The 23,646-nt window shown below is 29.8% G+C and carries 25 protein-coding genes and 1 pseudogene; 19 read left to right on the top strand and 7 right to left on the bottom strand.

Annotated features, from left to right (window positions below; all coding sequences use genetic code 11):
• Positions 1 to 128: 128 nt before the first annotated feature.
• Positions 129 to 1,007, top strand: a complete 879-nt coding sequence (locus tag AVANS_RS04005) for a radical SAM protein (protein WP_239818373.1) — start codon at positions 129 to 131, stop codon at positions 1,005 to 1,007.
• Positions 1,008 to 1,044: 37 nt separating this feature from the next.
• On the opposite strand, the gene dcuC is transcribed toward AVANS_RS04005, so the two are convergent.
• Positions 1,045 to 2,355, bottom strand: coding sequence for a C4-dicarboxylate transporter DcuC (gene dcuC, locus AVANS_RS04010; RefSeq protein ID WP_239818374.1), 1,311 nt, complete (start codon positions 2,353 to 2,355; stop codon positions 1,045 to 1,047).
• A 281-nt stretch (positions 2,356 to 2,636) separates the two neighbouring features.
• A complete protein-coding gene (locus AVANS_RS04015; protein WP_239818375.1) occupies positions 2,637 to 3,002 on the bottom strand; it encodes a DUF4878 domain-containing protein in 366 nt (121 codons plus the stop codon).
• Positions 3,003 to 3,074: 72 nt separating this feature from the next.
• Here AVANS_RS04015 and AVANS_RS04020 point away from each other — a divergent pair, with 72 nt between their 5' ends.
• Positions 3,075 to 3,638: a YiiX/YebB-like N1pC/P60 family cysteine hydrolase gene (locus tag AVANS_RS04020; RefSeq protein WP_239818376.1), complete on the top strand. Its 564-nt coding sequence runs from the start codon at positions 3,075 to 3,077 to the stop codon at positions 3,636 to 3,638.
• Between the two features lie 118 nt (positions 3,639 to 3,756).
• On the opposite strand, the gene dapB is transcribed toward AVANS_RS04020, so the two are convergent.
• Positions 3,757 to 4,491: a 4-hydroxy-tetrahydrodipicolinate reductase gene (dapB, locus tag AVANS_RS04025; protein ID WP_239818377.1), complete on the bottom strand. Its 735-nt coding sequence runs from the start codon at positions 4,489 to 4,491 to the stop codon at positions 3,757 to 3,759.
• Positions 4,492 to 4,496: 5 nt separating this feature from the next.
• Positions 4,497 to 4,805, bottom strand: a complete 309-nt coding sequence (trxA, locus tag AVANS_RS04030) for a thioredoxin (RefSeq protein ID WP_239818378.1) — start codon at positions 4,803 to 4,805, stop codon at positions 4,497 to 4,499.
• Positions 4,806 to 4,909: 104 nt separating this feature from the next.
• On the opposite strand from trxA, the gene AVANS_RS04035 reads away from it, so the two are divergent.
• The 6 genes from AVANS_RS04035 (at position 4,910) to AVANS_RS04060 (ending at position 10,510) form a co-directional block, all read left to right on the top strand.
• Positions 4,910 to 5,182, top strand: a complete 273-nt coding sequence (locus AVANS_RS04035) for a NifU family protein (protein ID WP_239818530.1) — start codon at positions 4,910 to 4,912, stop codon at positions 5,180 to 5,182.
• A complete protein-coding gene (locus AVANS_RS04040; protein WP_239818379.1) occupies positions 5,179 to 6,519 on the top strand; it encodes a UDP-N-acetylmuramoyl-L-alanyl-D-glutamate--2,6-diaminopimelate ligase in 1,341 nt (446 codons plus the stop codon). The genes AVANS_RS04035 and AVANS_RS04040 overlap by 4 nt, the downstream gene beginning before the upstream one ends.
• Positions 6,512 to 6,814, top strand: coding sequence for a YbaB/EbfC family nucleoid-associated protein (locus tag AVANS_RS04045; RefSeq protein ID WP_239818380.1), 303 nt, complete (start codon positions 6,512 to 6,514; stop codon positions 6,812 to 6,814). Before AVANS_RS04040 ends, AVANS_RS04045 begins: the two co-directional genes overlap by 8 nt.
• Positions 6,811 to 7,851, top strand: coding sequence for a PDZ domain-containing protein (locus tag AVANS_RS04050; RefSeq protein WP_239818381.1), 1,041 nt, complete (start codon positions 6,811 to 6,813; stop codon positions 7,849 to 7,851). The genes AVANS_RS04045 and AVANS_RS04050 overlap by 4 nt, the downstream gene beginning before the upstream one ends.
• The gene (locus tag AVANS_RS04055; RefSeq protein ID WP_239818382.1) at positions 7,852 to 9,690 is read left to right on the top strand and encodes a transketolase; all 1,839 of its coding nucleotides are present in this window, start codon (positions 7,852 to 7,854) and stop codon (positions 9,688 to 9,690) included. It abuts the gene before it with no gap.
• A gap of 88 nt (positions 9,691 to 9,778) precedes the next feature.
• Entirely contained in the window at positions 9,779 to 10,510 is a 732-nt protein-coding gene (locus tag AVANS_RS04060) for an IclR family transcriptional regulator C-terminal domain-containing protein (RefSeq protein WP_239818383.1), read from the top strand.
• 17 nt (positions 10,511 to 10,527) lie between these two features.
• Here the strand turns inward: AVANS_RS04060 and AVANS_RS04065 are convergent, their stop codons facing one another.
• From AVANS_RS04065 to flgH, 3 genes are read right to left on the bottom strand one after another with little or no spacing between them, the layout of a single operon-like run.
• Positions 10,528 to 11,367, bottom strand: a complete 840-nt coding sequence (locus AVANS_RS04065; protein ID WP_239818384.1) for an ATP-binding protein — start codon at positions 11,365 to 11,367, stop codon at positions 10,528 to 10,530.
• 60 nt (positions 11,368 to 11,427) lie between these two features.
• Positions 11,428 to 12,291: an AraC family transcriptional regulator gene (locus tag AVANS_RS04070; RefSeq protein ID WP_239818385.1), complete on the bottom strand. Its 864-nt coding sequence runs from the start codon at positions 12,289 to 12,291 to the stop codon at positions 11,428 to 11,430.
• Positions 12,292 to 12,319: 28 nt separating this feature from the next.
• Complete coding sequence (flgH, locus tag AVANS_RS04075) at positions 12,320 to 12,991, bottom strand: flagellar basal body L-ring protein FlgH (RefSeq protein ID WP_239818386.1); 672 nt, start codon at positions 12,989 to 12,991, stop codon at positions 12,320 to 12,322.
• Positions 12,992 to 13,060: 69 nt separating this feature from the next.
• Between flgH and pta the strand changes: the two genes are divergently transcribed.
• The 11 genes and pseudogenes from pta (at position 13,061) to proB (ending at position 23,641) form a co-directional block, all read left to right on the top strand.
• Positions 13,061 to 14,515, top strand: a complete 1,455-nt coding sequence (gene pta, locus AVANS_RS04080; RefSeq protein WP_239818387.1) for a phosphate acetyltransferase — start codon at positions 13,061 to 13,063, stop codon at positions 14,513 to 14,515.
• 19 nt (positions 14,516 to 14,534) lie between these two features.
• Positions 14,535 to 15,704, top strand: coding sequence for an acetate kinase (locus tag AVANS_RS04085; RefSeq protein WP_239818388.1), 1,170 nt, complete (start codon positions 14,535 to 14,537; stop codon positions 15,702 to 15,704).
• A gap of 278 nt (positions 15,705 to 15,982) precedes the next feature.
• A complete protein-coding gene (locus AVANS_RS04090) occupies positions 15,983 to 16,879 on the top strand; it encodes a dihydrodipicolinate synthase family protein (RefSeq protein WP_239818389.1) in 897 nt (298 codons plus the stop codon).
• Positions 16,876 to 17,133 (top strand): annotated as a pseudogene (locus AVANS_RS04095) (UxaA family hydrolase); the annotation flags it as partial. The gene AVANS_RS04090 and the pseudogene AVANS_RS04095, both read left to right, overlap by 4 nt.
• A gap of 102 nt (positions 17,134 to 17,235) precedes the next feature.
• Complete coding sequence (locus tag AVANS_RS04100; protein WP_239818531.1) at positions 17,236 to 18,393, top strand: UxaA family hydrolase; 1,158 nt, start codon at positions 17,236 to 17,238, stop codon at positions 18,391 to 18,393.
• Between the two features lie 22 nt (positions 18,394 to 18,415).
• Positions 18,416 to 19,675, top strand: coding sequence for an MFS transporter (locus tag AVANS_RS04105; protein WP_239818390.1), 1,260 nt, complete (start codon positions 18,416 to 18,418; stop codon positions 19,673 to 19,675).
• Positions 19,676 to 19,684: 9 nt separating this feature from the next.
• A complete protein-coding gene (locus tag AVANS_RS04110) occupies positions 19,685 to 20,473 on the top strand; it encodes an SDR family oxidoreductase (protein ID WP_239818391.1) in 789 nt (262 codons plus the stop codon).
• Between the two features lie 10 nt (positions 20,474 to 20,483).
• A complete protein-coding gene (gene fucP / locus AVANS_RS04115; protein ID WP_239818392.1) occupies positions 20,484 to 21,731 on the top strand; it encodes an L-fucose:H+ symporter permease in 1,248 nt (415 codons plus the stop codon).
• The gene (locus AVANS_RS04120) at positions 21,728 to 22,462 is read left to right on the top strand and encodes an amidohydrolase family protein (RefSeq protein WP_239818393.1); all 735 of its coding nucleotides are present in this window, start codon (positions 21,728 to 21,730) and stop codon (positions 22,460 to 22,462) included. Before fucP ends, AVANS_RS04120 begins: the two co-directional genes overlap by 4 nt.
• Positions 22,462 to 22,779, top strand: a complete 318-nt coding sequence (locus tag AVANS_RS04125; RefSeq protein WP_239818394.1) for an L-rhamnose mutarotase — start codon at positions 22,462 to 22,464, stop codon at positions 22,777 to 22,779. The genes AVANS_RS04120 and AVANS_RS04125 overlap by 1 nt, the downstream gene beginning before the upstream one ends.
• A 79-nt stretch (positions 22,780 to 22,858) precedes the next feature.
• Complete coding sequence (gene proB / locus AVANS_RS04130; RefSeq protein WP_239818395.1) at positions 22,859 to 23,641, top strand: glutamate 5-kinase; 783 nt, start codon at positions 22,859 to 22,861, stop codon at positions 23,639 to 23,641.
• Positions 23,642 to 23,646 lie beyond the last annotated feature (5 nt).

A 23,646-nucleotide genomic window follows, 5' to 3' on the forward strand; every position in this document is an offset into this window, starting at 1 on the left:
TTAATGTAATTAATTTTAGTAAAATAGAAAAGCTTTTATTATATTATTTATTTGATTATTTGAAAAATTGTCAGGTTATATTATAGCCTTAATTCCTATTTCAAATTCTATTAATTTTAAGGATAAATATGAAGGTAATTTTTGGTCCAATTAATTCAAGAAGATTTAAAAAATCTTTAGGTATAGATTTAAGTCCTAATGAGAAATGTTGCAATTTTGATTGCTTATATTGTGAGCTAGGAAAGGCAAAGATAAAGCACAAAAATGAAGCTAATTTAAGCGTTGAATATATTATAAGCGAACTAAAAAAGGCTTTAGATATTCATAAGGATTTAGACTATATTAGCATAAGTGCTAATGGAGAGCCTACTTTATATCCTAATTTAAAGGAATTAATTTTAGAAATTAATAAAATTAAAAAAAATGCAAAATCACTAATCTTAAGCAATGCAAGCACTATTTTTGATGAAAATATTCAAAAAGCCTTATTAGAACTTGACGCTGTAAAACTTAGCCTTGATAGTGTAAATGAAAAAGTCTTTCGCAAGATTGATAGAAGCAACATAAATTTATCAAAAATAATTCAAGGAATTATTAATTTTAGTAATATTTATAAAGGCGAACTTGTTTTAGAATGCTTGGTTTTAGAAGGAATTAATGATAATAAAGAAGATTTTATAGCTTTAAATGAAATCTTAAAAAATATAAAAGCTTCAAGACTTGATTTAGGCACTATTGATAGGCCAAGTGATTATGATGTAAAGGCTGTTAGTTTTGAAAAATTACAAGAATTAGCAAGCTTGCTTACTAATATTAATGTAAATATTATTTCAAGAACAATAAACGAAAAAATATATGATGATTTGCTAAAAACTTTAGAATTAAGACCGCTTAGCGAAGATGAAATAAGCATAAATGATAAAGAATTATTAAAAGAATTGCTAGAAAAAAATATCGTTAAATTAGCAAAGATAAATGATATTAATTTTTACAAATTAAATAAATGAAATTCCTAATTCAAATTCTTGAATTAGGAAAGTTAAATTAAATAGCAACTATCGTATAAACAATAGCAGCGATTATTGTAGGTAGTGCGTTTCTTTTTGCTAGTTCAATTGGATTTACTTTAGCGTAAGTAGCGCAAATAATAGCTGCACCAGCAATTGGGCTCATACTTCTTCCAAGACCTGCAACAGCCGTTACAACTGAACCTAAATGAACTGGGTCAAGCCCTATATCAGCAGCTTTAATAGTAACTGATTGATTAAATGCAATTCCTGCTGCATCGCCACTTCCTGTAATTAAAGCAAGAGCAAAAGTTCCAACCGAACCAATAAATGTTGCAATGCTTGGATTTGATTTCATAAAATCAATTAATTGCTGAACAAATCCCATCGCATTAAGACCTGCAACGAATATTCCTGCACAAATGATTATCCCATAAACATGAGAAAACCCTTCTCCCATACCAGCACAAAACTTCTTCATAACATCGCCAGCTTTTACATCTTTAATGCAAGTAATAAATGCAAGTAATGAACCTATAATCATTGCATGACCGATTCCAACTTTTGGCACTTTAAGTGCAAAGCTTGCTTCATACCATTCTTTAAAATGTGAATTGCTAAGAATTAAAAGTATAGCAACAGGAACAATAGGAACAATAGCTTTTATAGGATTAATTTTAAAGTTTTCATCATCATTTTCTAAATCTTCAGGAACATAACCTTTATATTCTTTAAGCACGATTCCAACTATCATTAATCCAATAGCACAAATAATCGCACTCATACCAAAATAAAATGCTTCATAATGAATAACTTCCATAACATCAACTTTACTAACTTCAGCAACGATATTTGTTTGATGATAGCCTGGGTTTAGGTTAGCACTTCCGTAAGTTCCTAATAAAACAGTTGAAGCTGCAAGTGCAGGATGAACTCCCATTCTCATAAGTAAAGGAATAATAACAGCACCAACAGCAGCAGAACAACCAGCAGCAGATGTAACAGAAATATTAATAAAAGCAGTAATTAATACAGCACCAGGAACTAAGAAAATCCCTGCATATTTTAATACTTTAGATAGTGCATGGACTAAATGCTTATCACACGAAGTTAGCTTTAAAACATAAGCAAAACCCATTGCAGCTACGATAGGCTCAATTATATTTGCCTTTTTAATAGCTTTTGTAAAAGCTTCTAGTGCATCCATAGGAGCACCTGCGATAATACATAAAATCACACCACTTGTAAAAAGAACCATTCTTGATTCATGACGCTTGATTAAAAGAGTTATTGTTGCAATAACTACGATTAAAGCAATAGCGATTTTAATCATTGCGAATGTACCCATAATTTCTCCTTAAATTATTCAAAAAATAATAAATATTTTTTATGCTAATACTAACTAAATCTCGTAAATTTTTAATAATAATAATGAAATTTAAAATAAAAGATAAAAATAGTATTATTTGATAAAATAGGCATTTAAAGTAAATTTATTAAAGTATTATTATATTTTGAGATTAATTTTTAATATAGTATTTTTATTTTTTAAATAATAATTATTATTCTATTTCCTAATTCAAATTCTAGCTTTTTTGAGTGGAATTTGAATTAGGAATTTAGATTATTTTACATTTGTATAAACCATTTTCCATCTTTATTGTATAGCGATACATTTTCATCTATTTTAGTTCCATCTTTAAAGATTAAAGTAGTTGTTGCTTTTGCAGTATTTTCGGTTTTGTTTATTAGCTTTGTTTTTACTGATTTAAAACCACCATGTTGTTTTGCTTTTTCACTAGCTGTTAAAACCATCATAGATACTTTGCCCTTTACTACTTCTTTGGTATATTGATTGTATTCAAAACACTCAACTACACTATCAACTTTTCCTTCAAAAACACCTTCAAAAAATTTATTAGCAATATCTTCAGGATTTGTTCCGCCACAAGCAACAAACAAAAATGCAACAATTGTTAATAATAATTTTTTCATAATTTTCCTTTCAATAAGCAATAAAAAGTATTATATAAATTTTAATAAATAATTTATAAATTAAAGGTTTTTATGAAAAAATTAATAATTTTAATTAATATTTTTATATTTTATTTATACTTTAATTTAAATATTTCTTCATTTAGCATTCCAAATAATTTAATGCTTGGAGATTTGATTTTAAGAGAAGGTATAGGAATTGAAAGTGAGCTAATAAAGTTAGCTACTAATTCAAAATACACTCACATAGGAATAATTTCTAGTATTAATCCAACTAAGATTCTTCATGCTACTTATGAAGATTTTGGCTTTAGTGGGGTAGTTCAGTTTGATTTAAAGGACTTCTTAAATGGTGCTAAAGAAGTAAAAATTATAAGATTAAAAAATCTAAAAGATAAAGAAAAATTAATTAATGATTTAAAAGCTAAATTAAAAAGTGATTTTGTTTTAGACGAAAGCGAAAATGCTTTATATTGCACTACATATATTTATAATGATTTGAAAAAATATTTAAACATAAAGCTTAATAAGACTTATTTGGATTTACCTATTAATAAAGGTTATTATTTACTTCCTAGTGAGTTTTTAAAATTAGAGCATGAAGTAATTTTTGAAGAAAGGGATTATTTAAAATGAGCGCAATTAAAATTCTTATAGCTATAATTTTCGCCCTTATTTTTACTGCTTGTAGTGAAAAGGACTTAATTATAACCGATATTGTTTTAAGAAGTTTATTGATATTTGAGCTTTATCGTTAATCTAAAAGCTCTTTTACAAAATCACTCATTGAATAATTTTTATTTTCTTTATTTACTAGCCATTTTGCTATTTTAATAGCACCTTTGGCAAAAATTATTCTAGAATTTGCATTATGAATTAGCTCTACGCTTTCATCATCTCCATAAAATCCCACACTATGATAACCAGCAACACTACCACCCCTAAGACTTACAAGTCCTATTTCATTATCTTGTCTTTTTTGTGTTCTATTAAAACATATTGTGTGTTCTTTATTTAAAGCCTTATTTCTTGCTTCTTTTGCATTATTTGCTAAAGTTAAAGCTGTTCCACTTGGTGCATCGGCTTTATATTTGTGATGTTTTTCGTAGATTTCAATATCAAAATCTTTTAATGCCATTGCGGCAATTTTTGTTAGTTCGTTTAAAATCGCAACCCCTAAAGAAGTATTAGAAGCCCAAAAGAACTTACCTTTATAATCTTTTGCTAGATTAAAATATTCATCGCTAAGTCCAGTAGTTCCTACAACTAAAGCAGGTGGATTTGCTAAAGAACTTGCTTTTTTTAATAACTCCATACTAGCAGTAGGTGCTGAAAAATCAATTATAACTTGAGCTTTAAATAACTCATCATAATTAGAATTTTCTTTAGTAAAAGTATAAATTAGATTAATATTTTCATCGTTTGAAGCTAGTTTTACTAGCTCAACGCCCATTCTACCATTTGCTCCGAATACTGCTAGATTTATCATGGAGATTATAATAACGCGTTTAATTTATCAGCTAAAGCTTGTTTTGCTTGAGCACCGATTACTGTATCAACGATTTCGCCATTTTTGAAAAATAGCATAGTTGGAACTGAACGAATACCAAACTCAGCTGCTAAGTCTTCACAATCATCAATATTTACTTTTGCTACTAATGCTTTACCTTCAAATTCATTTGATAATTCATCAATCGCAGGTGCAAGCATTCTGCATGGTCCACACCAAGGTGCCCAAAAATCTACTAATGCAACGCCTTCTTTAGCTAAATTAATATTTTCACTTGTTAATTCTTTTGCCATTTTAATCTCCTAAAAATATTTGTAAATAAAAATTATTATCTAACTTAGTTAATGAATATTTATTTTATTTAAGCACAATAATGATAAAAATAATTCAAGGAAAAATTATGATATTTAGCGATGAAGAGTTAATTGAGCCTTGCTTAAATGTATTAAAATCAAAGCTTCATATATTACATAATGATGGTGGAGATTTGGAGTTTTTAGGTGTTAAAAATGGTGTAGTTTATATAAAATTACTTGGAGCTTGCCATGGTTGTGCTGCTGCAAATACTACATTAAAATTAGGGCTAGAAAGAGCTTTAAAAGAGCAAATTGATAATGATTTAACTTTAATCAACTTAGAAGGTGGAAAGGAAGCTTTCTTAAAACTATGAAAATACAAATTAATGAAACTTTTATAACAGATAATTCAAACGAATGTGAAAAGGGCTGTTATTTTCTAATTACGAATTCAAATTCCAAATACGAAAATGATGCAAAAAACAAAGGTGCTTTAATAATTAATGAAGAAGAAGCAAGAAAATTATTAAATATAAATAAAGATATAAAAATAATAGGAATTACCGGGACTAATGGTAAGACTACAACGGCTGCTGCTATTTATTCAATATTAATCGATTTAGGAAAAAAGGTATTTTTATGTGGAACTCGTGGGGCTTTTTGTAATGATGAAAGAGTTGCAAATAAGTCTTTAACCACTGGATTTTTATTAGAATTATTAAGCTATTTAAAAATAGCTACCGATAATAATTGCGAATATTTCGTAATGGAAGTAAGTTCTCATGCAATTGCGCAAAATCGCTATGGTAATATGAAATTCGCAGCTAAAATTTATACTAATTTAACTCAAGATCATTTAGACTTTCATAAAACATTTGAAAATTACGCCGAATGTAAGGCTAGCTTTTTTCAAGATGAGTGCTTAAAAATAATAAATCAAGATGCTTATAAATTTTTATACAATATAAAAGGTGCTATTACATATGGTATTGAAAATCCAGCTTTATATAGCGTTAAAGCTTATACTTTAAATGATGGAATTGACGCTGTATTTGCAATTAAAAATGAATTATATGAAATAAGCTCACCTTTAAGGGGTGTTTTTAATATTTATAATCTATTAGCTGCATTTGCTTGTGTAAATGAATTAGTTAAGCCAAATAAAGATAAATTAATTAATGCAATAGCAAACTACGCAGGTGTAATGGGAAGAATGCAACAAATTTCTAATAAATACGGAAGAGAAATCATAGTAGATTTTGCACACACACCTGATGGAATTGCAAATGTATTAGAAGCAATGAAACATAAAAAACTAATAGTAGTTTTAGGTGCAGGTGGTAATCGTGATAAAAGCAAAAGAACTCCTATGGCAAAAATCGCTTGTCATTATGCAAAAACTTTATTTTTAACTAGCGATAATCCAAGAGATGAAGAGCCGATTGAAATTATAAAAGATATGATTGAAGGCTTAAGTGCTGAAGAGCTTAAAAATATAAATATAGTAATTGATAGAAAATTAGCTATATATAAAGCATTAATGGCACAAAATAAGAATGATTGTGTTATGATTTTAGGCAAAGGCGATGAAGATTATCAAGAAATAAAAGGTGTAAAATATCCATTCTTAGATGAAAAAGTTGCAATTGAATGCTTAGAAGAAATTAATAATTATGAAGAAAAACTTAAATTGAAAGGCGAATATGTTTAAAGATTTTGATTTTTCAAAAATGCAAGAAATGTTGCAAGATGTTCAAAACAAAGCAAAAGAATTTGAAAACGAACTTGTAAATAAAGAATTCGTAGCAAAAAGTGGTGCTGGAATGGTAGAAGTAAAAGTTAATGGCAAATTTCAAGTAATTGATATTAAAATTGATGATGATTTATTAAAAGATAAATCTTCTATGCAAATACTTTTAATTTCTGCTTTAAACGAAGCTTTAGAACAAGCTAGTGCAAATACTAAAAATATGGCTGCTGATATGTTTTTAAAGGGTGGGCAATGAAAAAGCTAGCATTATCTTTAATGCTTAGCATTTCTTTATTTGGGGTTGAGAGACCTACATTTGATGATTTTTTAGCTTGTTATGAAAAGAACAAATCAAGCATGTTAAATTATGAAGGCTTACCTGCTTTTGTTTTAGAAGAAAACCTTTTAGCAGTTATTAAACTACCGGAAACAAAGCTTAATTCATATATTAAATATGATCCATTTTTAAATCTTTATTTAGTAAGAACTGATTTTTCACTAATTAAACCTATAACCGATGATGAAACTAAAAAAACTAGAAATGATTGGCTAGGTGTAATTGATCCTAAAAAAGAATATATAGGTCATTTAAAATATCTAGCTCAAGGACTTTTTGAAAGAGATAAGCTAGATTTTAATACTAAAATCGGTTTATTAAACTCACCTTGCTGCAAAGTTTTAGGTATTAGTTTGCTTAATGGAGAATTTATAGGTAATCGCTACTTAAATCATTTTAAAAAATACAATGATGTTTATTGGGGCGATATAGGTGCTACTTTTACTCAAAGAGGGGATAGATATTTTGTAAATGGAATTACTTTTAATAGTAATTTAAGATTAAATGATGAGATTTTAAGCATTGATGATAAGCCTATTGAATCGCTTAGGGCTTTAAATGAAAGAATATTATTTGCAGAAAATCAAAGCACAATTTATCTAAAAGTTTTAAGGGATAATGAAGAGATTAATATAAGCTCAGTTGTTAGTCCTAAAATCTACGAACAACCTGTATTTACTACAAAAAAAGCTATCGTTAAAACTCAGATTTCAAATTCTTTAGGAATAAGCCTTGATAATAACTTAAATGTTATTGGAATTTCAAATAGGAATTTGGGCTTCAAACTTAAAGATAAAATCTTAAGAGTAAATAATGTTATCGTGCGTAATAAAGCAGAGTTTAATAAATTAGTTCAGCAAGGCGGAGTTTTAAATATATTAATTCAAAGATATATTAAAGACGAGAATAAAAATGGAGATTTTCAATTCTTCATCACTATAAACAAAGGAATATAAATGTTACAAAATATGTCAAATAATTTAAAGTTTTTAAGTGTAGATATGATAAATGCTGCAAATAGCGGACATCCTGGTGTAGCTATGGGGCTTAGCGATATCTTAGCAGTTCTTAGCACAAAGCTTAATTTAAACACAAAAAATCATATCAATCGTGATAGATTAGTGTTTTCAGGCGGTCATGCAAGCTCACTTATATATTCGTTTTTACATTTAAGTGGTTTTGATTTAAGTCTTGATGAGCTTAAAAATTTTCGTCAATTAGGCTCACTTGCAGCAGGTCATCCTGAGATTAAAACTCACGGAGTAGAGATTGATACAGGCCCATTAGGACAAGGTGTAGCAAATGCTGTTGGCTTTGCAATGGCTGCAAAGTTTGCAAGTGCGAGATTGAATAATTCTTTAAATCATAAAATCTATTGCCTTTGTGGAGATGGGGATTTAGAAGAAGGTATAAGTTATGAGGCTTGTTCTTTAGCAAATGTTCATAATCTTGATAATTTAGTATTAATTTATGATAGCAATGAAATTAGCATTGAAGGCGATGTAAAAAACGCATTTCGTGATGATATAGTAGCTAGATTTAATAGCGTTGGATTTGATGTGCTTACAATCAACGGACATGATTTTGACGAAATTAACGAAGCTTTAGAAAAGACTAAAAACGCTAAAAAACCTAGCATAATTATTGCAAAAACTAAGATAGGCAAGGGTGCTTGCGAGCTAGAAGGTAGCGAGAAAACTCACGGCTCACCTTTAGGAAAAGACTTAGCGCTAAAAGCAAAAAAAGCAGCTTCTTGGAGTGAAGAAGAATTTTATATAGATGAAGTTGCAAAAAATGGCTTTAAAGAAATGATTAAAAGAAGTGATGAGTATTTTGCAAATTGGGATAAAGCTAATAAATTTAGCGAAGAACAACTTGAATTTATGGCTTTTCTAGAAGGTAAAAAAGAATTAAATGTAGATTTTTCTAAATTAGATTTAAGTAAAAATTATGCTACAAGAGATAGCAACCACGCTTGTTTAAATGAAATCGCTAGAGCAATTCCTACATTTTTAGGTGGTTCAGCTGATTTAGCACCATCAAATAAAACTTATTTAAATGATTTTAAAGATTTAAAAGATGGTGGCAAAAATATAGCATTTGGTATTCGTGAGCATGCAATGGGAGCTATTGTTAATGCAATGGCTAGATATGGCTTACATCCGTTTTGTGCTACATTTTTAGTATTTAGTGATTATTTAAAGCCTTCAATTCGTCTTGCTGCACTTATGAATCTTAAGGCGTTTTTCGTATTTTCTCATGATAGCATAGGTGTAGGCGAAGATGGTCCAACACATCAACCAATAGAGCAAATCAGTACTCTTAGAAATATACCTAATTTATACACCTTCCGTCCTGCTGATATGGCTGAAAATATTGCTTGCTGGCAAATCGCACTTAAATTAAATAATCCAAGCGCATTTGCACTAAGTCGCTCAGCACTTCCTAGCTTAAATACTAGCATTCCTGATATTAGCAAGGGTGCTTATTTTGTAAAATATAATGATGTTGCAGACACTACAATAATTGCAAGTGGTAGTGAAGTAGCACTCGCGCTTGAAGTTGCAAAAGATAAAAATATCAATGTATTAAGTATGCCTTGCTTTGAATTATTTAATAAAGAATTTGATAAATCTTTATTAAAAGGAAAAGTTATAGGAATTGAAGCTGCAAGGTCTTATGAATTATACAAATATTGCGATGAACTTATAATAATGGATAGTTTTGGCGCTAGTGGAAAAGAAAAAGATGTATTCAAACACTTTGGCTTTAGTGCTGATAAAATCAAGATTTAAAAACTAGGAATTTCTTTTGAAATTCCTATTTCAAATTCTTTGTAATTTTGAAAGAATTTGAAATAGGAATTAAACTTTAGGAATAATCGTGGAAAATTTGCATCAACCAACTTTAAGGGTTATAAAAGTATTAGAAACTTTGAAAAATTGTGATGAAGGTTTGAATATTAGCCAAATTGCTAAAGAATGCAGTATAAGCGTAGGGACTTTACATCCTATTTTAAAAACCTTATGTGAATTAGATTATTTAACTTACGATAATAAAGTTTATAAATTATCTTTTTGTCTAAATCCTGAGCTAGAACAAAGAAAATCAACAAAAGTTATTATTTATTATATGGATGAATTAGCTGCAAAAATTAAATTAAATGTTCAATTAGGTATGCTAAATGGTAAAAAGGTTATATATCTTCACAAAAGCGAAGGAAATGAAAAAATCGCTTTAAAAACAAAAGCAGGAGATGTTGCTAACGCACATGCAACTGCTTTAGGCAAGGCATTATTATTTGATAAGACTTTGGCTGATTTAAAAAGAATATTTAAAAAGCAAATCTTAGAGCAAAACACTGCAAGAACGATTAATAATGTAAATGATTTATATGAAAATATTGAGTATTGTAAAAATCTAGGATATTCTTATGAATATGGAGAATATGACGATGATTTTTCTTGTTTTGCTGTGCCTATTAGAAAAAATAAAGAGATTTTCGCAGCAATTAGCGTAACGATTTTAAAATTTCATTTAAACGATGAGAAAAAAGAAATAATAACAACAGAATTATTAAATTATAAAAAGATAATAGAAGAACATCTTTCATAAGTCATTATGAGAAAATCTCATAATGAATTTAATTTTATTTTTAATAAAGAATTATTAGCCATTTCAGGAACTAATAGAGTTTTTGTGCTTTTATCATAAAACATATCAGCAGGACCTTTCAAATCTCTTAAATTTAGCTTTTCTAATTTATTATTTGATAATTTATAAATATAGCCTTTTAATTCTTTGCCCCAGCTTGTAATTAATATATCTTTATCTACTTTTACTATTCCATCAAATTGCTCTAAATTATTGCTTAGTTTTTCAATACTTTTATCGCTAAGATTAATCTTTAAAATAGCTCCGCCATCTTTTTCGCTAGGATCATAGCCTACAACATACAAATAATTTTCATCAATTAATAAGCCATTTGGACCACCATTTTCTTTATCAATATTTAAATAATCAGAATATTTTCCACCATTTAAATCAACTTTATGGATTTTGTAAGTTCCTGTATCGCTTACTAAAAGTGTATTTGCATCAAGACTCTCAATAGCATTTAAAAATACTGCATCTTTAATCACTAATTTAAACACTTCTTTATAAGTATTAATATCAAAGCCATAAATTGTATCAATATCTACAACATATAAAACATCATCAATGATTTTCATACCCTTTGGAGCGTTTAAATCTTTTGCAAATACTTCTAATTTATCATTTTTCTTAGAAATTATATTTATATAGCCATCATTGTCTTTATTTAGTGGCTCTAATTTAGCTCCTACATTTGATACAAAAATATAATCATCATTTGCCACAACGCTTTCAGGTGAAGCAAAAGTATTGATTTCTTTAATTTCATAAGCACTAACAAAACTTAGTGCAACCATGCTAAAAATAATTTTTTTCATTTTTCTCTCCTTGTTTTTTGTATAAATTATAAGAAAAAATAATTTTATTTTCTAATAGTTTTAATGTAAAAAATATAAGTTTTTTGCTTTTTGGAATTGTTTTGGGGTTGTTTTATATCTTTTTTTATATCTTGAAATAAACCAAGCAGGCGAATTAAACCCAACTTCAAGGCAAATTTCTGTGATATTTTTATTTGAAAATTCTAATAAGAATTTTGCTTTTTCAAATTTTTTATTATCAAGCCATTCTTTAGCACTTATTCCAAAACTTTGCTTAAAACTTTTGCTAAAGCTAGTAAGCGACATATTTGAAAATTTTGCCATTTCTAAAACATTTTGAAAATCTTTTTCGCAATATGAAAATATTTGAAATAATGGTAATTTAAAATTATTTATTATCGTTTTTAAAAATGTAATAAAACTTTGATTATTTTTACTATAAAGTAGGGCTAAAAATAATTCTTCAAATTTTAATTTTATAATTTCTTCATTAGTTTTATAAGAAAAACAAGGCAAAAATGAAGTAAAAATTGAGTTTAAAAGCTCGTTTGAATTAAGCTTAAAAATATGCTCATCAGTAGCAAAATTGCTAGTTAATAAAGATTTATATTTATAAATTAATTCAATCAAAATGCTTTCTTTAAAACAAATAATGATTGAATTATAATAATTATTGCGAATGCAATCTTTTATTAAATACGAGCCTTTGGTAAAAAACAAAATCTCATTTTTATTAATAGTAAAATCTTGTTGTTTTGTATGAATTATTTTTTGACCTTCGTTTATAAAAACTAAAGCATAATCATCAAAGCATACTTCATAAAAATCATCATTTTTACTTTTTTCATAAAGGCAAAGATTAAGATAATTTGAATTAATCACCTTTTTACTAATTTTTCCTAATTCATTAGGTAAATATATCATATAAACTCTTTGGAATTTGAATTAGGAATTAAAAAGGCCAAATAGTCTCAACTGCTTTAGTTCCCCAAGGCTTTTTAGTAGCCTTATCAATCTCTCCTTGAGTTGAATAAAGTATCTTAGCATCTGCGATATATTTACTCTCAATTGTGTTTTGCCCTGAGATATCATAAGGGCGAATTACTCCTGAGATTTGCACGATTTGTTTTTCGCCATTTATTAAAAGCTGTTTTTTTCCTTCTATGAAATAATTTCCATTAGCTAAAACTTTTATAACTCTAGCGCTTATCGTGGTTTGAAATTTTTCGTTTCTACTTGCTTGACCACTACCGCTAAAATCACTAGTATTTTTAGTATTAAATCCTATATCAGTATTTTTATTAAGTTTTGATAATAATCCTGCGAATACTCCTGCGTTTAAATTAGTATTTGTAGATTTATTAGTGCTTTTGCTTGCCTTTGAGCTTTGCGAAGCATCTTCTTTTATGATTATTGTAACAATATCATTTACATTCATTGCTTTATTATCGCTAAATAATGGGTTTGAGCCTTTGCCAAAGAGTGAGCCAGGACTTCCTAAATTATTTTCAGCCTTAGGTTCAATTTGTTCTACATAAGTTGGGGCTTTCATATCCATTTGTGGGTCTGCTAAGCCACAACCTGAAATTATTACGCCTAAAATAAAAGCATATATTTTTTTCACAAGATTTTCCTTATTTATTAATACTTTAGGCATATACTCTAGCAAAATTTAATCAATGAAGGAGTAGCAATGAATGCGATTTACTTTCAAAAAAGTAACAGGGAAAACCTAAATAATCTTGCTATTAAATTATCTAAAAAATACCCTAATATGGTAGTTTTTCAAGCACTTGCTTGTGAAGATGGTGTTTGTGGTTTAGATAAATTAAGTAAAGATTTTAATATCAAAACAGAATATTTATTTGATACACAAAGTGGAGTTAAGAAGTATTTAGAAAATGAGAATGCTTTTTATAAAAGTATAATTATCAAGTTTAATGAGCTAAAAGCTAAATATGATTTTGTTTTAGTTTCTAGTTTTGGTGCTTTTGGTGGTCTTGATACATTTTGGATTAATCTAAGACTTAGTAAAGAATTAAATCTAAATTATGTAATTGATAGTGATTTAACCAAATTTGAGTTTGCTAAAATTCATCATAACTATACTAGTTTATATAACGAAAACACAAGCATAGATGAATTATTAAATCTTAAAAAGCCTGAATATGTAAGTCCAATGGCATTTGAAGTTATGCTTGAAAGTAAAGCAAAAAGCGATATTAAAACAATAGTTTTACCAGAAGGAAACGATGAGCGTATTTTAAAAGCAGCTCATAAATTATTAGAAAGCAAAGCAGTAAAACTAATAATCTTAGGAAACAATAAAGAAATAGCACAAAAGGCTAGTGATTTAGGTCTTGATTTAGATGATGTAAAGACTTATAATCCAGGTAATTCATCGTTAGATGATGAATGTGCTAATGCGCTTTTTGAAGCTAGAAAATCAAAAGGCATGACTATCGAACAAGCAAAAGAACTTATAAAAGATAGAAACTACTTCGGAACTCTTTTAGTTCATTTAGGCTATGCTGATGCTATGGTTAGTGGTGCTGCATGTTCTACTGCTGATACAATTCGCCCAGCTCTTCAAATAGTAAAAACCAAGCCAGGTGTAAAGAGTGTAAGCGGTGGATTTTTCATGTGCTTAAGTGATAAGGTGTGGTATTTTGCAGATTGTGCAGTAACTCCAAATCCAACTCCTGAAAACTTAGCTGAAATAGCTTATGTTAGTTCAAAAACTTATGAAGCTTTTGGTTTTGAGCCAAGAGTAGCAATGCTTTCATATTCAACTGCAAATAGCGGAAGTGGCGTTAGTGTGGATTTAACCAAACAAGCTTGCGAGTTAGCAAAAGCTTATGAAGGATTAGTATATGATGGTCCTATTCAATTTGACGCTGCAGTAGATATTGCAACAGCTAGTAAGAAAATGCCTGATAGTAAGGTTGCAGGAAGAGCAAATGTATTTGTATTCCCTGATTTAAACGCAGCAAATATAGGTTATAAAGCAGTTCAAAGAAGTGCAGGAGCAATTGCAGTTGGTCCATTACTTCAAGGTTTAAACAAGCCAATCAACGATTTAAGCAGAGGTTGTTTGGTTGAAGATATTGTAAATACATGCTTAATTAGTGCAATTCAAGCACAATAAATTATAAAAAGGAAAGAAAATGAAAAAAGTATTAGTTTTAAACGCAGGTTCAAGCTCACTAAAGTTTCAATTATTTTTCAATGAAGATAGCGTTGCAAGTGGCTTGGTTGAGCAAATTGGTGAAAGCAATTCAAGAGCAAAAATTAAATTTGATGGTAAAGAATTAGAGCATTTAGGTGGCATAAACAATCACGAAGATGGCTTAAAAGTAGTTCGTGATTTATTTGCAAAAAGCGGACTTTTAACTGATTTTAGCGAATTAGCAGCAGTAGGTCATCGTGTAGTTCATGGTGGAGATAAATTTATTAAAGCAACTTTAGTAGATGATAATTGCTTAAAAACTTTAGATGAATTAGTAAAATTAGCACCTTTACATAATCCTGCAAATATTTCAGGAATTAAAACAATTATAAGTCTTGCTCCAAGTGTTAAAAACGTTGCAGTATTTGATACAGCATTTCATCAAACAATGCCAGAAATCGCATATCGCTATGCAATAGCTAATAAATACTATGAAGAAGATGGCGTTAGAAGATATGGTTTTCACGGAACATCTCATGAGTATGTAACTCGCGAAGCAGAAAAATTCTTAGGCGTTCAAAATATTGATGCAATTACAGCTCACTTAGGAAATGGTGCAAGTATTAGTGCTATTAAAGGTGGTAAATGTGTGGATACTTCAATGGGGCTTACTCCACTTGAAGGTTTAATGATGGGAACTAGATGTGGTGATATTGATGCAGGAGCTTTATTTTATCTAGCATACAATAAAGGCTTAAGCGTTGCTGAACTTGATAAAATTTGCAATAAACAAAGTGGCTTATTAGGAATTTGTGGTGCTAATGATATGCGTGAAATTGAAGAAAATATGCAAAACGGCGATGAGAAAGCAAAATTAGCATTTGATATGTTTTGTTATAGAATAGCAAAATACATAGGCTCATACCTTGCAGTAACTCCTGCAAAAGCTCTAATTTTTACAGCTGGAATTGGCGAAAACGATGATTTAATGAGAGCAGCTGTTTGTAAGCAACTTGCACACCTTGGCTTTAGTATTGATGAAGAAAAGAATGCTAAGCGTGAAAAAGTAGCAAGAAATATAGCAAAAGCTGATTCAAAATATCCTATTTTAGTTATTCCAACAAACGAAGAATTATCAATAGCAAAGCAAACTTTAGCATTAATTTAAAAGAATTTGAATTAGGAAATTCCTAATTCAAATTCCAAAACTTTTTTAATCTTTATTCTTTAATTTAATTATTTTTTGCATTAAGTCATAAATATAATTCTTTTATTTTTTCGTATATACAAAATATGATTTAACTTATACGAAAAGTAACACTTTTTAAAAATATTTGGATTTTTTGATTTAAATTAAATAATTTTTACCTTTTATGCAATATCTTTCATAAATACAAAAAATAAAATTTAATTTTTTTGTATATACAAAAAGTTAAGGAGAATAATATGGGAATACTTAAAGGAACTTTACCAGCTTTATATACACCATATAAAGATGATGGAAGTATTAATGAAGCTGAGTTTTTAAAAATGTGTGAGTGGGGCATTGCTAATGGGCTTGATGGATTGTTTTGCAACGGAAGTGCAGGAGATTCACAAGCAATGCCTTATGAGATGAAAGCAAAAATGCTAGAGCTCTCAATCAAAGCTGCTAATAAAAAAGTGCCTGTTATTTGTGGAATAGGAAGTTGTATTTACCAAGAAAGCTTAGACCTTGCAAACGAAGCTTATAATAAAGGAGCTGATGCGCTTTTACTTATGATGCCGTATTATTATAAGTTTAACGATGATACGCTTTATACTTATGTAAAAGACTTACAAGCTAAAGTAAAGCTTCCGCTTTATATTTACAATATCCCACTTTTTGCACCTGCAATGAGTTTAAATCTAATTGAAAAATTAAGCAAATTACCAAATATTGTAGGTATGAAAGATAGCAGTGGAGATGCGTTATTACTAAATCATATTTTAGATGTTGTGCCAAGTGATTTTGATGTATTTGTGGGTCGTGAAGAGCATTATTTTGGAGCTTTAATGATGGGTGCAAAAGGCTCAATGACAAGTGCAGGATGTGTTTTCCCTGATGTTATGAGTGCGATTTATAAAGCATATAATGAAAAAAATTATGAAAGAGCAATAAAACTTCAAAAAGCATTGTTGCCAGCTATTAGATTTGGAATGAGTTTATCATTTCCTATGGGATTTGCACTTTTACTTAAAGCTCGTGGTTTTGCATTCGCAAATAAAAGCATTCATCCACTAAGCGAAGAAACTCTAAAAGCACTTAGTGAAAAATTTGAATATGCAAAAGAATTAGTTAAAAACATAGAAAGTGCATTATGAAAAATAGATTTTTAAAAGTTAGCGAAATAGACAATGTCGCAACTGCAATAAGTGATTTAAAAAACGGCGAAGTTTTTGGCGATGTTACTTTGCTAAATGATATTAAAAGCGGACATAAATTCGCTTTAACTGATATCAAAAAAGGTGATTTTATCATTAAATACGGCGAAGTAATAGGAGCAGCTAGTATTGATATAAAAAAAGGCGAGTGGGTTCATACAAATAATACCGAGGGCGTTCGTGGTAGAGGCGATAGCTGTGATAGTTCAAAATTAGAAAATGCTTTAAAATTAAGCCAAGAGAGTGCAAACAAGAAAAATCTAAACGCACAAGATTCAAAACACGAAAAAGTAGTTTTGAAAGGTTATAGAAGAGAAGATGGCAAGTTTGGCTTAAGAAATAAAGTCTTAATAATTCCAAGCGTTGTATGCGCTAATAAGGTTGTAGAAAATATTGCCAAAGCATGCCCTGAAGCTGTATATGTAACTCATCAGCACGGATGTAGCCAACTTGATTTTGACGCAGAACAAACAAGAATGCTTATGGCTGGAAATTGTGCAAACCCAAATGTATATGCTGCACTTGTAGTAGGGCTTGGTTGTGAGACTATTAGCTCAAATTCGGTTAAAGAACTAGCTAAAAGCTTAGCACCTTATAAAGATGTAAGAGCGATTAGTATTCAAGAGCTAGGTGGTATTACAAATACAACAAATGAAGGCATAAAAATAGTTAAAGAAATGCTTGAAAATGCTAGTAAATGCAAATTGAGTGAAGGCGATTTTAGCGATATTATCTTAGGCACTGAATGTGGTGGAAGTGATGCTTATAGTGGGCTTAGTGCAAATCCATCGCTAGGAAGTCTAAGTGATTATGTGGTTGAAAATGGTGGAGCTGTAATTTTAGCTGAAACAACTGAGCTAATAGGAGCTGAAAATATCTTAGCAAGGCGTGCAATTAATGCTGATGTTGAGAAAAAAATATATGAAAAAATCTATGGCTTTGAAGAAAATGTTAAAAACAGCGGCTCAGACATTCGTGGTGCAAATCCAAGCCCAGGAAATATAGCAGGCGGACTTACTACTATTGAAGAAAAAAGCCTTGGTTGTGTTTATAAGGCAGGGACAACTAAAGTTGTAGATGTGATTGATTATGCAATGCCAGTTACTAAAAAAGGCCTTACATTTATGGATACTCCAGGAAACGATATAGAACAGCTTAGTGCTATGGTTGCAGGTGGGGCGAATTTAGTTGTATTTACAACAGGTCGTGGAACTCCAACAGGAAGCCCTACAACTCCAACGATTAAGCTAAGCACAAATAATTTTTGTGCGAAGAATATGGCTGATGTAATTGACTTAAATGCTGGTGAAATCGTAGATGGTAATAAGTGTAAAGAAGACATTAGAGATGAGTTAATTGAATTAATTATAAGAATAAGCGAAGGTAAATTAACAAAAGCAGAAATCAATAAACAAAATGATTTTAGCGTTTGGAGACTTGCAACAACTTGTTAAGTCGTAATCAAAGGAGGATTACATGGAAAAAATAGTAAATAAAATGTATTTAAAGATAATGCCTTTAATACTTTTAATGTTTTGCTTAGCAATGCTGGATAGATCAAACATTGCTTATGTAAAAGATTATATTGCAATTGATGCGGGTATAAGCAATAGTGCTTATGCTTTAGGGGCTGGGATATTTTTTATAGGTTATGCAATATTTGAAGTTCCATCAAATTTGTTATTACATAAACTAGGAGCAAAAGTATGGCTTAGTAGAATTATGGTAACTTGGGGACTTGTTTGTATGGCTATGATGTTTATAAAAGATGAAACAAGTTTTTATATTCTAAGATTTTTATTAGGACTTAGCGAAGCTGGATTTAGTCCTGGAGTTATTTTATATCTTAGTTATTTTTTTCCTACTGCATATAGGTCAAAAGCTTATGGCTTTTATCAATTAGGAGCTCCATTAGCTCTTATGCTTGGTGGCGTTATTACAGGGGCTATTTTAGATTACGCACCTAGCATTTGGTTTAAAAACTGGCAATGGATGTTTATTATTCAAGGAGCAATTACGGTAGTAGTAGGTGTTTATGCATTTTTTAAGCTTGCTAGCAAACCAGAAGATGCTAAGTATTTAAGCGAAGAAGAAAAACAAATTTTATTAAATGAACTTGCAAAAGAACAAGCAAGTAAAAAAGATTGTAATACAAGTAAAGCTTTAACTTCTTTATTAGTATGGAAATTTGTTTTAGTTTATTTTGCAATACAGCTTAGTGTTTATGGGGTTTTGTTTTATTTACCGACACAAGTATCACATTTTTTAGGAACTAGTGTAGGTTTAAAAGTTGGGCTTATTAGCGCAATTCCTTGGCTAGTAGTATTAATTGCTCTACCTATTATTACAAGTTATGCTGATAAATTAAAGTCTTGGAGTTCTTTTAGCATTGCATTATTATTTTTAGCAGTGTTATGTATGTTTATATCTGTATTTATGAATTCTTTAGCTTTATTTATTTTATTTATTTCGTTAGCTGCTGTTGGTTTTATTGTAATTCAGCCTATTTTTTGGAATCTACCAACACAAGTTTTAAAAGGAACTGGTGCAGCTGCTGGAATTGCTTTAATTGGAGCTTTAGGAAATCTTGGTGGCTTTGTTGCACCTAATTTAAAAACCTTAGCAGAAAATCAATTTAATAATTCTTATGCAGGTTTAATTGCTTTATGCTTGGTTGCATTCTTAGGTGTGCTTATGTTAATTCATTTAAAAAAATCTTACAAAAATATTAAATAAGGAGAAATTATGGATTTAGGATTAAAAGGAAAAGTTGTAATTGTTACAGGTGGCGGAAAAGGAATTGGTGGTGGCATTAGCAAATGCCTTGCAGCTGAAGGTGCAATTCCTGTTATTGTATCTCGCTCTAAGCTTGATAGTGATTTTGAAGCAGAGATTAAAGCACTTTGCCCAAATTATGGCTTTTATCAATTAGATTTATCAAAATGGCAAGAAATTAGTGCAGTTGTAGAGCAAATTGTAGCTAAATACGGCTCAATTTATGCACTTGTTAATAATGCAGGTATGAATGATAATCTTCATATTGAAAGTGCTACAACAGAGGATCTTATTAAAAGTTATGAGAGTAATTTATTTCATTATTACGAAATGACAAAATGCTGCCTTCCTTATATTAAAAAAGAGCAAGGAAGTATCTTAAATATTTCAAGTAAAACAGGTATCACAGGACAAGGAAGAACCACAGCATACGCAAGTGCAAAAGGCGCTCAAATAGCAATGACAAGAGAGTGGGCTTGCGCTTTTGCTCCTGATAATGTTCGTGTAAATTGCATTTGCCCTGCTGAAGTTTGGACTCCACTTTATGAAAAATGGATTAAAAACTTCCCCGACCCTGAAAAGCAATATCAAGAAATTGCAAAATTCATTCCACTAGGACATCGTTTCACAACTTGCGAAGAAATCGCTGATACTGCTGTATTTACAATAAGCCCAAGGGCATCTCATACAACAGGACAAATCTTAACGCCAGATGGTGGTTATATGCATCTTGATCGTGCATTAAATTGGGAAAACTAAAGGAGAAAAAATGAATAAAAATGTAAAAATTGCAATAGGATTAGTAACATCTTTGTTTTTCTTATGGGGTGTAAGTTATGGACTTGTAGATGTTATGAATAAAAACTTTCAAAACCATTTAGGAATTACTCAACAAAATAGTGGTCTTTTACAAATGGCTTATTTTGGAGCGTATTTTGTGATGGCACTTCCAGCTGGCTGGATTGCTTCAAGATTTTCTTATAAGATAGGAATTATTACAGGACTTGCACTTTATGCAATTGGTTGCTTACTGATAATTCCAGCTACAAATATGGCTAGTTTTAATATGTTCTTATTTGCATTCTTTGTTCTTGCTTGCGGACTTGGTGCGCTTGAGACTAACGCAAACCCTTATATGACAAAGTTAGGCGATGAGAAAAACGCTTCATTTAGAATTAATGCAGCTCAAAGCTTTAATGGTTTTGGACAATTTGTTGGACCTATTATTGGTGGTAGCTTATTCTTATCAATCACACATAGTGGAGAAAACGCAACAGCAGCTGAAAAAGAACAAGCATTACTTGAAAATATGTTTAACGTTCAAATGGTTTATGTAGGAATTGCTTTAATAGTATTTTTAATCTTACTTGCATTCGTATTTAATAAAATTCCAGAAGGTAGCGAAGTAAGTGGCGAAGCTCGTGTTAAAGACAATTCAAAAGCAAGTGATGTATTTAAACATAAGCATTTTAATTTAGGAGTATTAGCTCAATTTTTATATGTTGCAGCTCAAGTTGGAGCAGGAGCATTCTTTATAAACTATGCAGTAGAGCATACAGCAAACCTTGGCGATGCTGCTTTAAGTGATGAAAAATCTGCGTATTTCTTCTCAGCTGCACTTGTAGCATTTATGATAGGAAGAATTGTTACAACTCCACTTATGAAAGTAATGAAAGGCGAGAGCATTTTAGGTATTTATTCGCTTATAAATGTTGCATTATGCTTTTATTTATATGTAGCTGATGGAATGATTAGTGTTTATGCTTTAATTTTAGTGTTTTTCTTTATGAGTATTAGCTTTCCTACTATTTTTGCAGTTGCTACAAAAGATTTACCACTAAATCAAGTAAAACTTGGTGGCTCAATTTTAGTAATGAGTATTTGTGGTGGTGCAATAATGCCTACAATTATGGGAGCTATAAATGATAGTTATGGCACAGGTGCAGGATTTTTAGCTTTAGCTCCTTGCTTTTTATATGTAGCATTATATAGCTTTTTATGGACTAAAAAATCATGAAAGTAATTGATACACACTTTCATATATGGCAACAAAATGACGCTAGTTGGGTGCAAAATGCCCCAGCTAGACTAAGGCGTGATTTTACTTTTCTTGAATACTTAACTGAATTTAGTGAATGTGATTTTTTAGGCGGTGTTTATGTGGAAATAAACGCAGATGAGCCAAAAGCAGAAAGTGATAAAATGCTTAGCTTTAAACATCAAAAATTACTTGCTTTATGTCTTGCTACAATAGGAGCAAATAGCTTTAGAGAAGTTTTACATACAAAGCAAAGCGGATATTGTTTAGGTAGTGAGTTTAAAAAGACGATTAATTTAGTAAATGCAAATGATTTATTATTTGAAGTTTGCATAAACGAAAACGAACTAAGTAATTTTAATAAAATTATTAAGGAATTTAAAACAGGAATTATCTTTAATCATTTTGCAAATATTAAGGATTTTAGTGGCAAAGATACCTTAAAACAAATTGCTAAAAAAGAAAATGCTTATATGAAATTATCATGCCAAGATGATTTTGTTTTAGGTAAAGATTATTCAAAATTACTTGATATGGCTTTTAATATTTTTGGCGAAGATAGAATTTGCTTTGGCTCAAATTATCCTGTAAGTGAGCTAAAACCAAATGAGTGGATTAGAATAATTGATAGTCATTTTAAAAGCGATGATTTAAAAGAAAAGATTTTTTATTTAAATGCAAAAGAAATTTATAAAACAAAGGAGATTTAATGCAAAGATTTGGACAAATTATCAAAGTTATTCCAGAAAAATTAGCTGAATACGAAAGACTTCACGCAAACCCTATGCCAGGCGTAAATGAGATGATAAAAGCTTGCAATATTCGTAATTATTCAATTTATAATTTTGGCGAGTATTTATTCGCATATTTTGAGTATGTAGGAACTGATTTTGATGCTGATATGGCAAAAATGGCAGCAGATGAGAACACTCGTAAGTGGTGGGCTTGCACTGATCCATGCCAAATATCACTTGGCTATGCAGGTCAAAAATGGCTAAATATGAAAGAAGTTTATCATTTAGATTAGGAAAGTAATTCCTAATCTAAATTCTTTTACGAGTGTTAATTGTAAATCTTTAATATTCCTAAAAAATAAGGGGATTATTATGAAAAACAATTTAAAAAATAGCAAAAGAATCGTAATTAAAGTAGGCACATCAACTCTAACTTACGAAAACGGTAATCTAAACCTTGGTTTAATTAGCAAATTAGCATGGGTTTTAACTGATTTGAAAAATCAAGGCAAAGATGTGATTTTGGTTACTTCAGGAGCAATCGGAGTAGGTTCAAAGAAATTAGGCTTTAAACAAAGACCTAAAGAAACGAAAGAAAAACAAGCAGCAGCAGCAATAGGACAAGCTGAACTTATGCATATTTATCAAAACGCATTTTCAACTTTTGGTTGTTTTGTTGCTCAAATTTTATTAACAAAAGATGATTTTGAAATAGAACAAAGAAAGATAAATACCCAAAATACTTTAAATACTTTATTAAAATATGAAATTATCCCCATAATTAATGCAAACGATACTATTTCAACTTATGAGATTGAATTTAGCGATAATGATAGTTTATCAGCTAGTGTTGCAGTGCTTAGTGGTGCTGATTTGCTTATGATTTTAAGCGATATTGATGCTTTTTATACAGCAAACCCTAAAAACAATCCTAACGCAAAAAGAATTGCTTATGTAGAAAAAATAACAGATAAAATCATGAATATGGGAGAAGATAAAGGCAGTGAGTTTAGTGTAGGCGGAATGAAGACTAAACTTCAAGCTGGTTTAGTTTGTGCTAAAGCTGGTATTAAAATGGCTATATTAAACGGAGATAATCCTATGAATATAACAGAAGTTTTAGCAGGAGCTGATATAGGAACGATTTTTGGATAAGGAAG

This window comes from Campylobacter sp. RM5004, assembly GCF_022369455.1.
Taxonomy (GTDB): domain Bacteria; phylum Campylobacterota; class Campylobacteria; order Campylobacterales; family Campylobacteraceae; genus Campylobacter_E.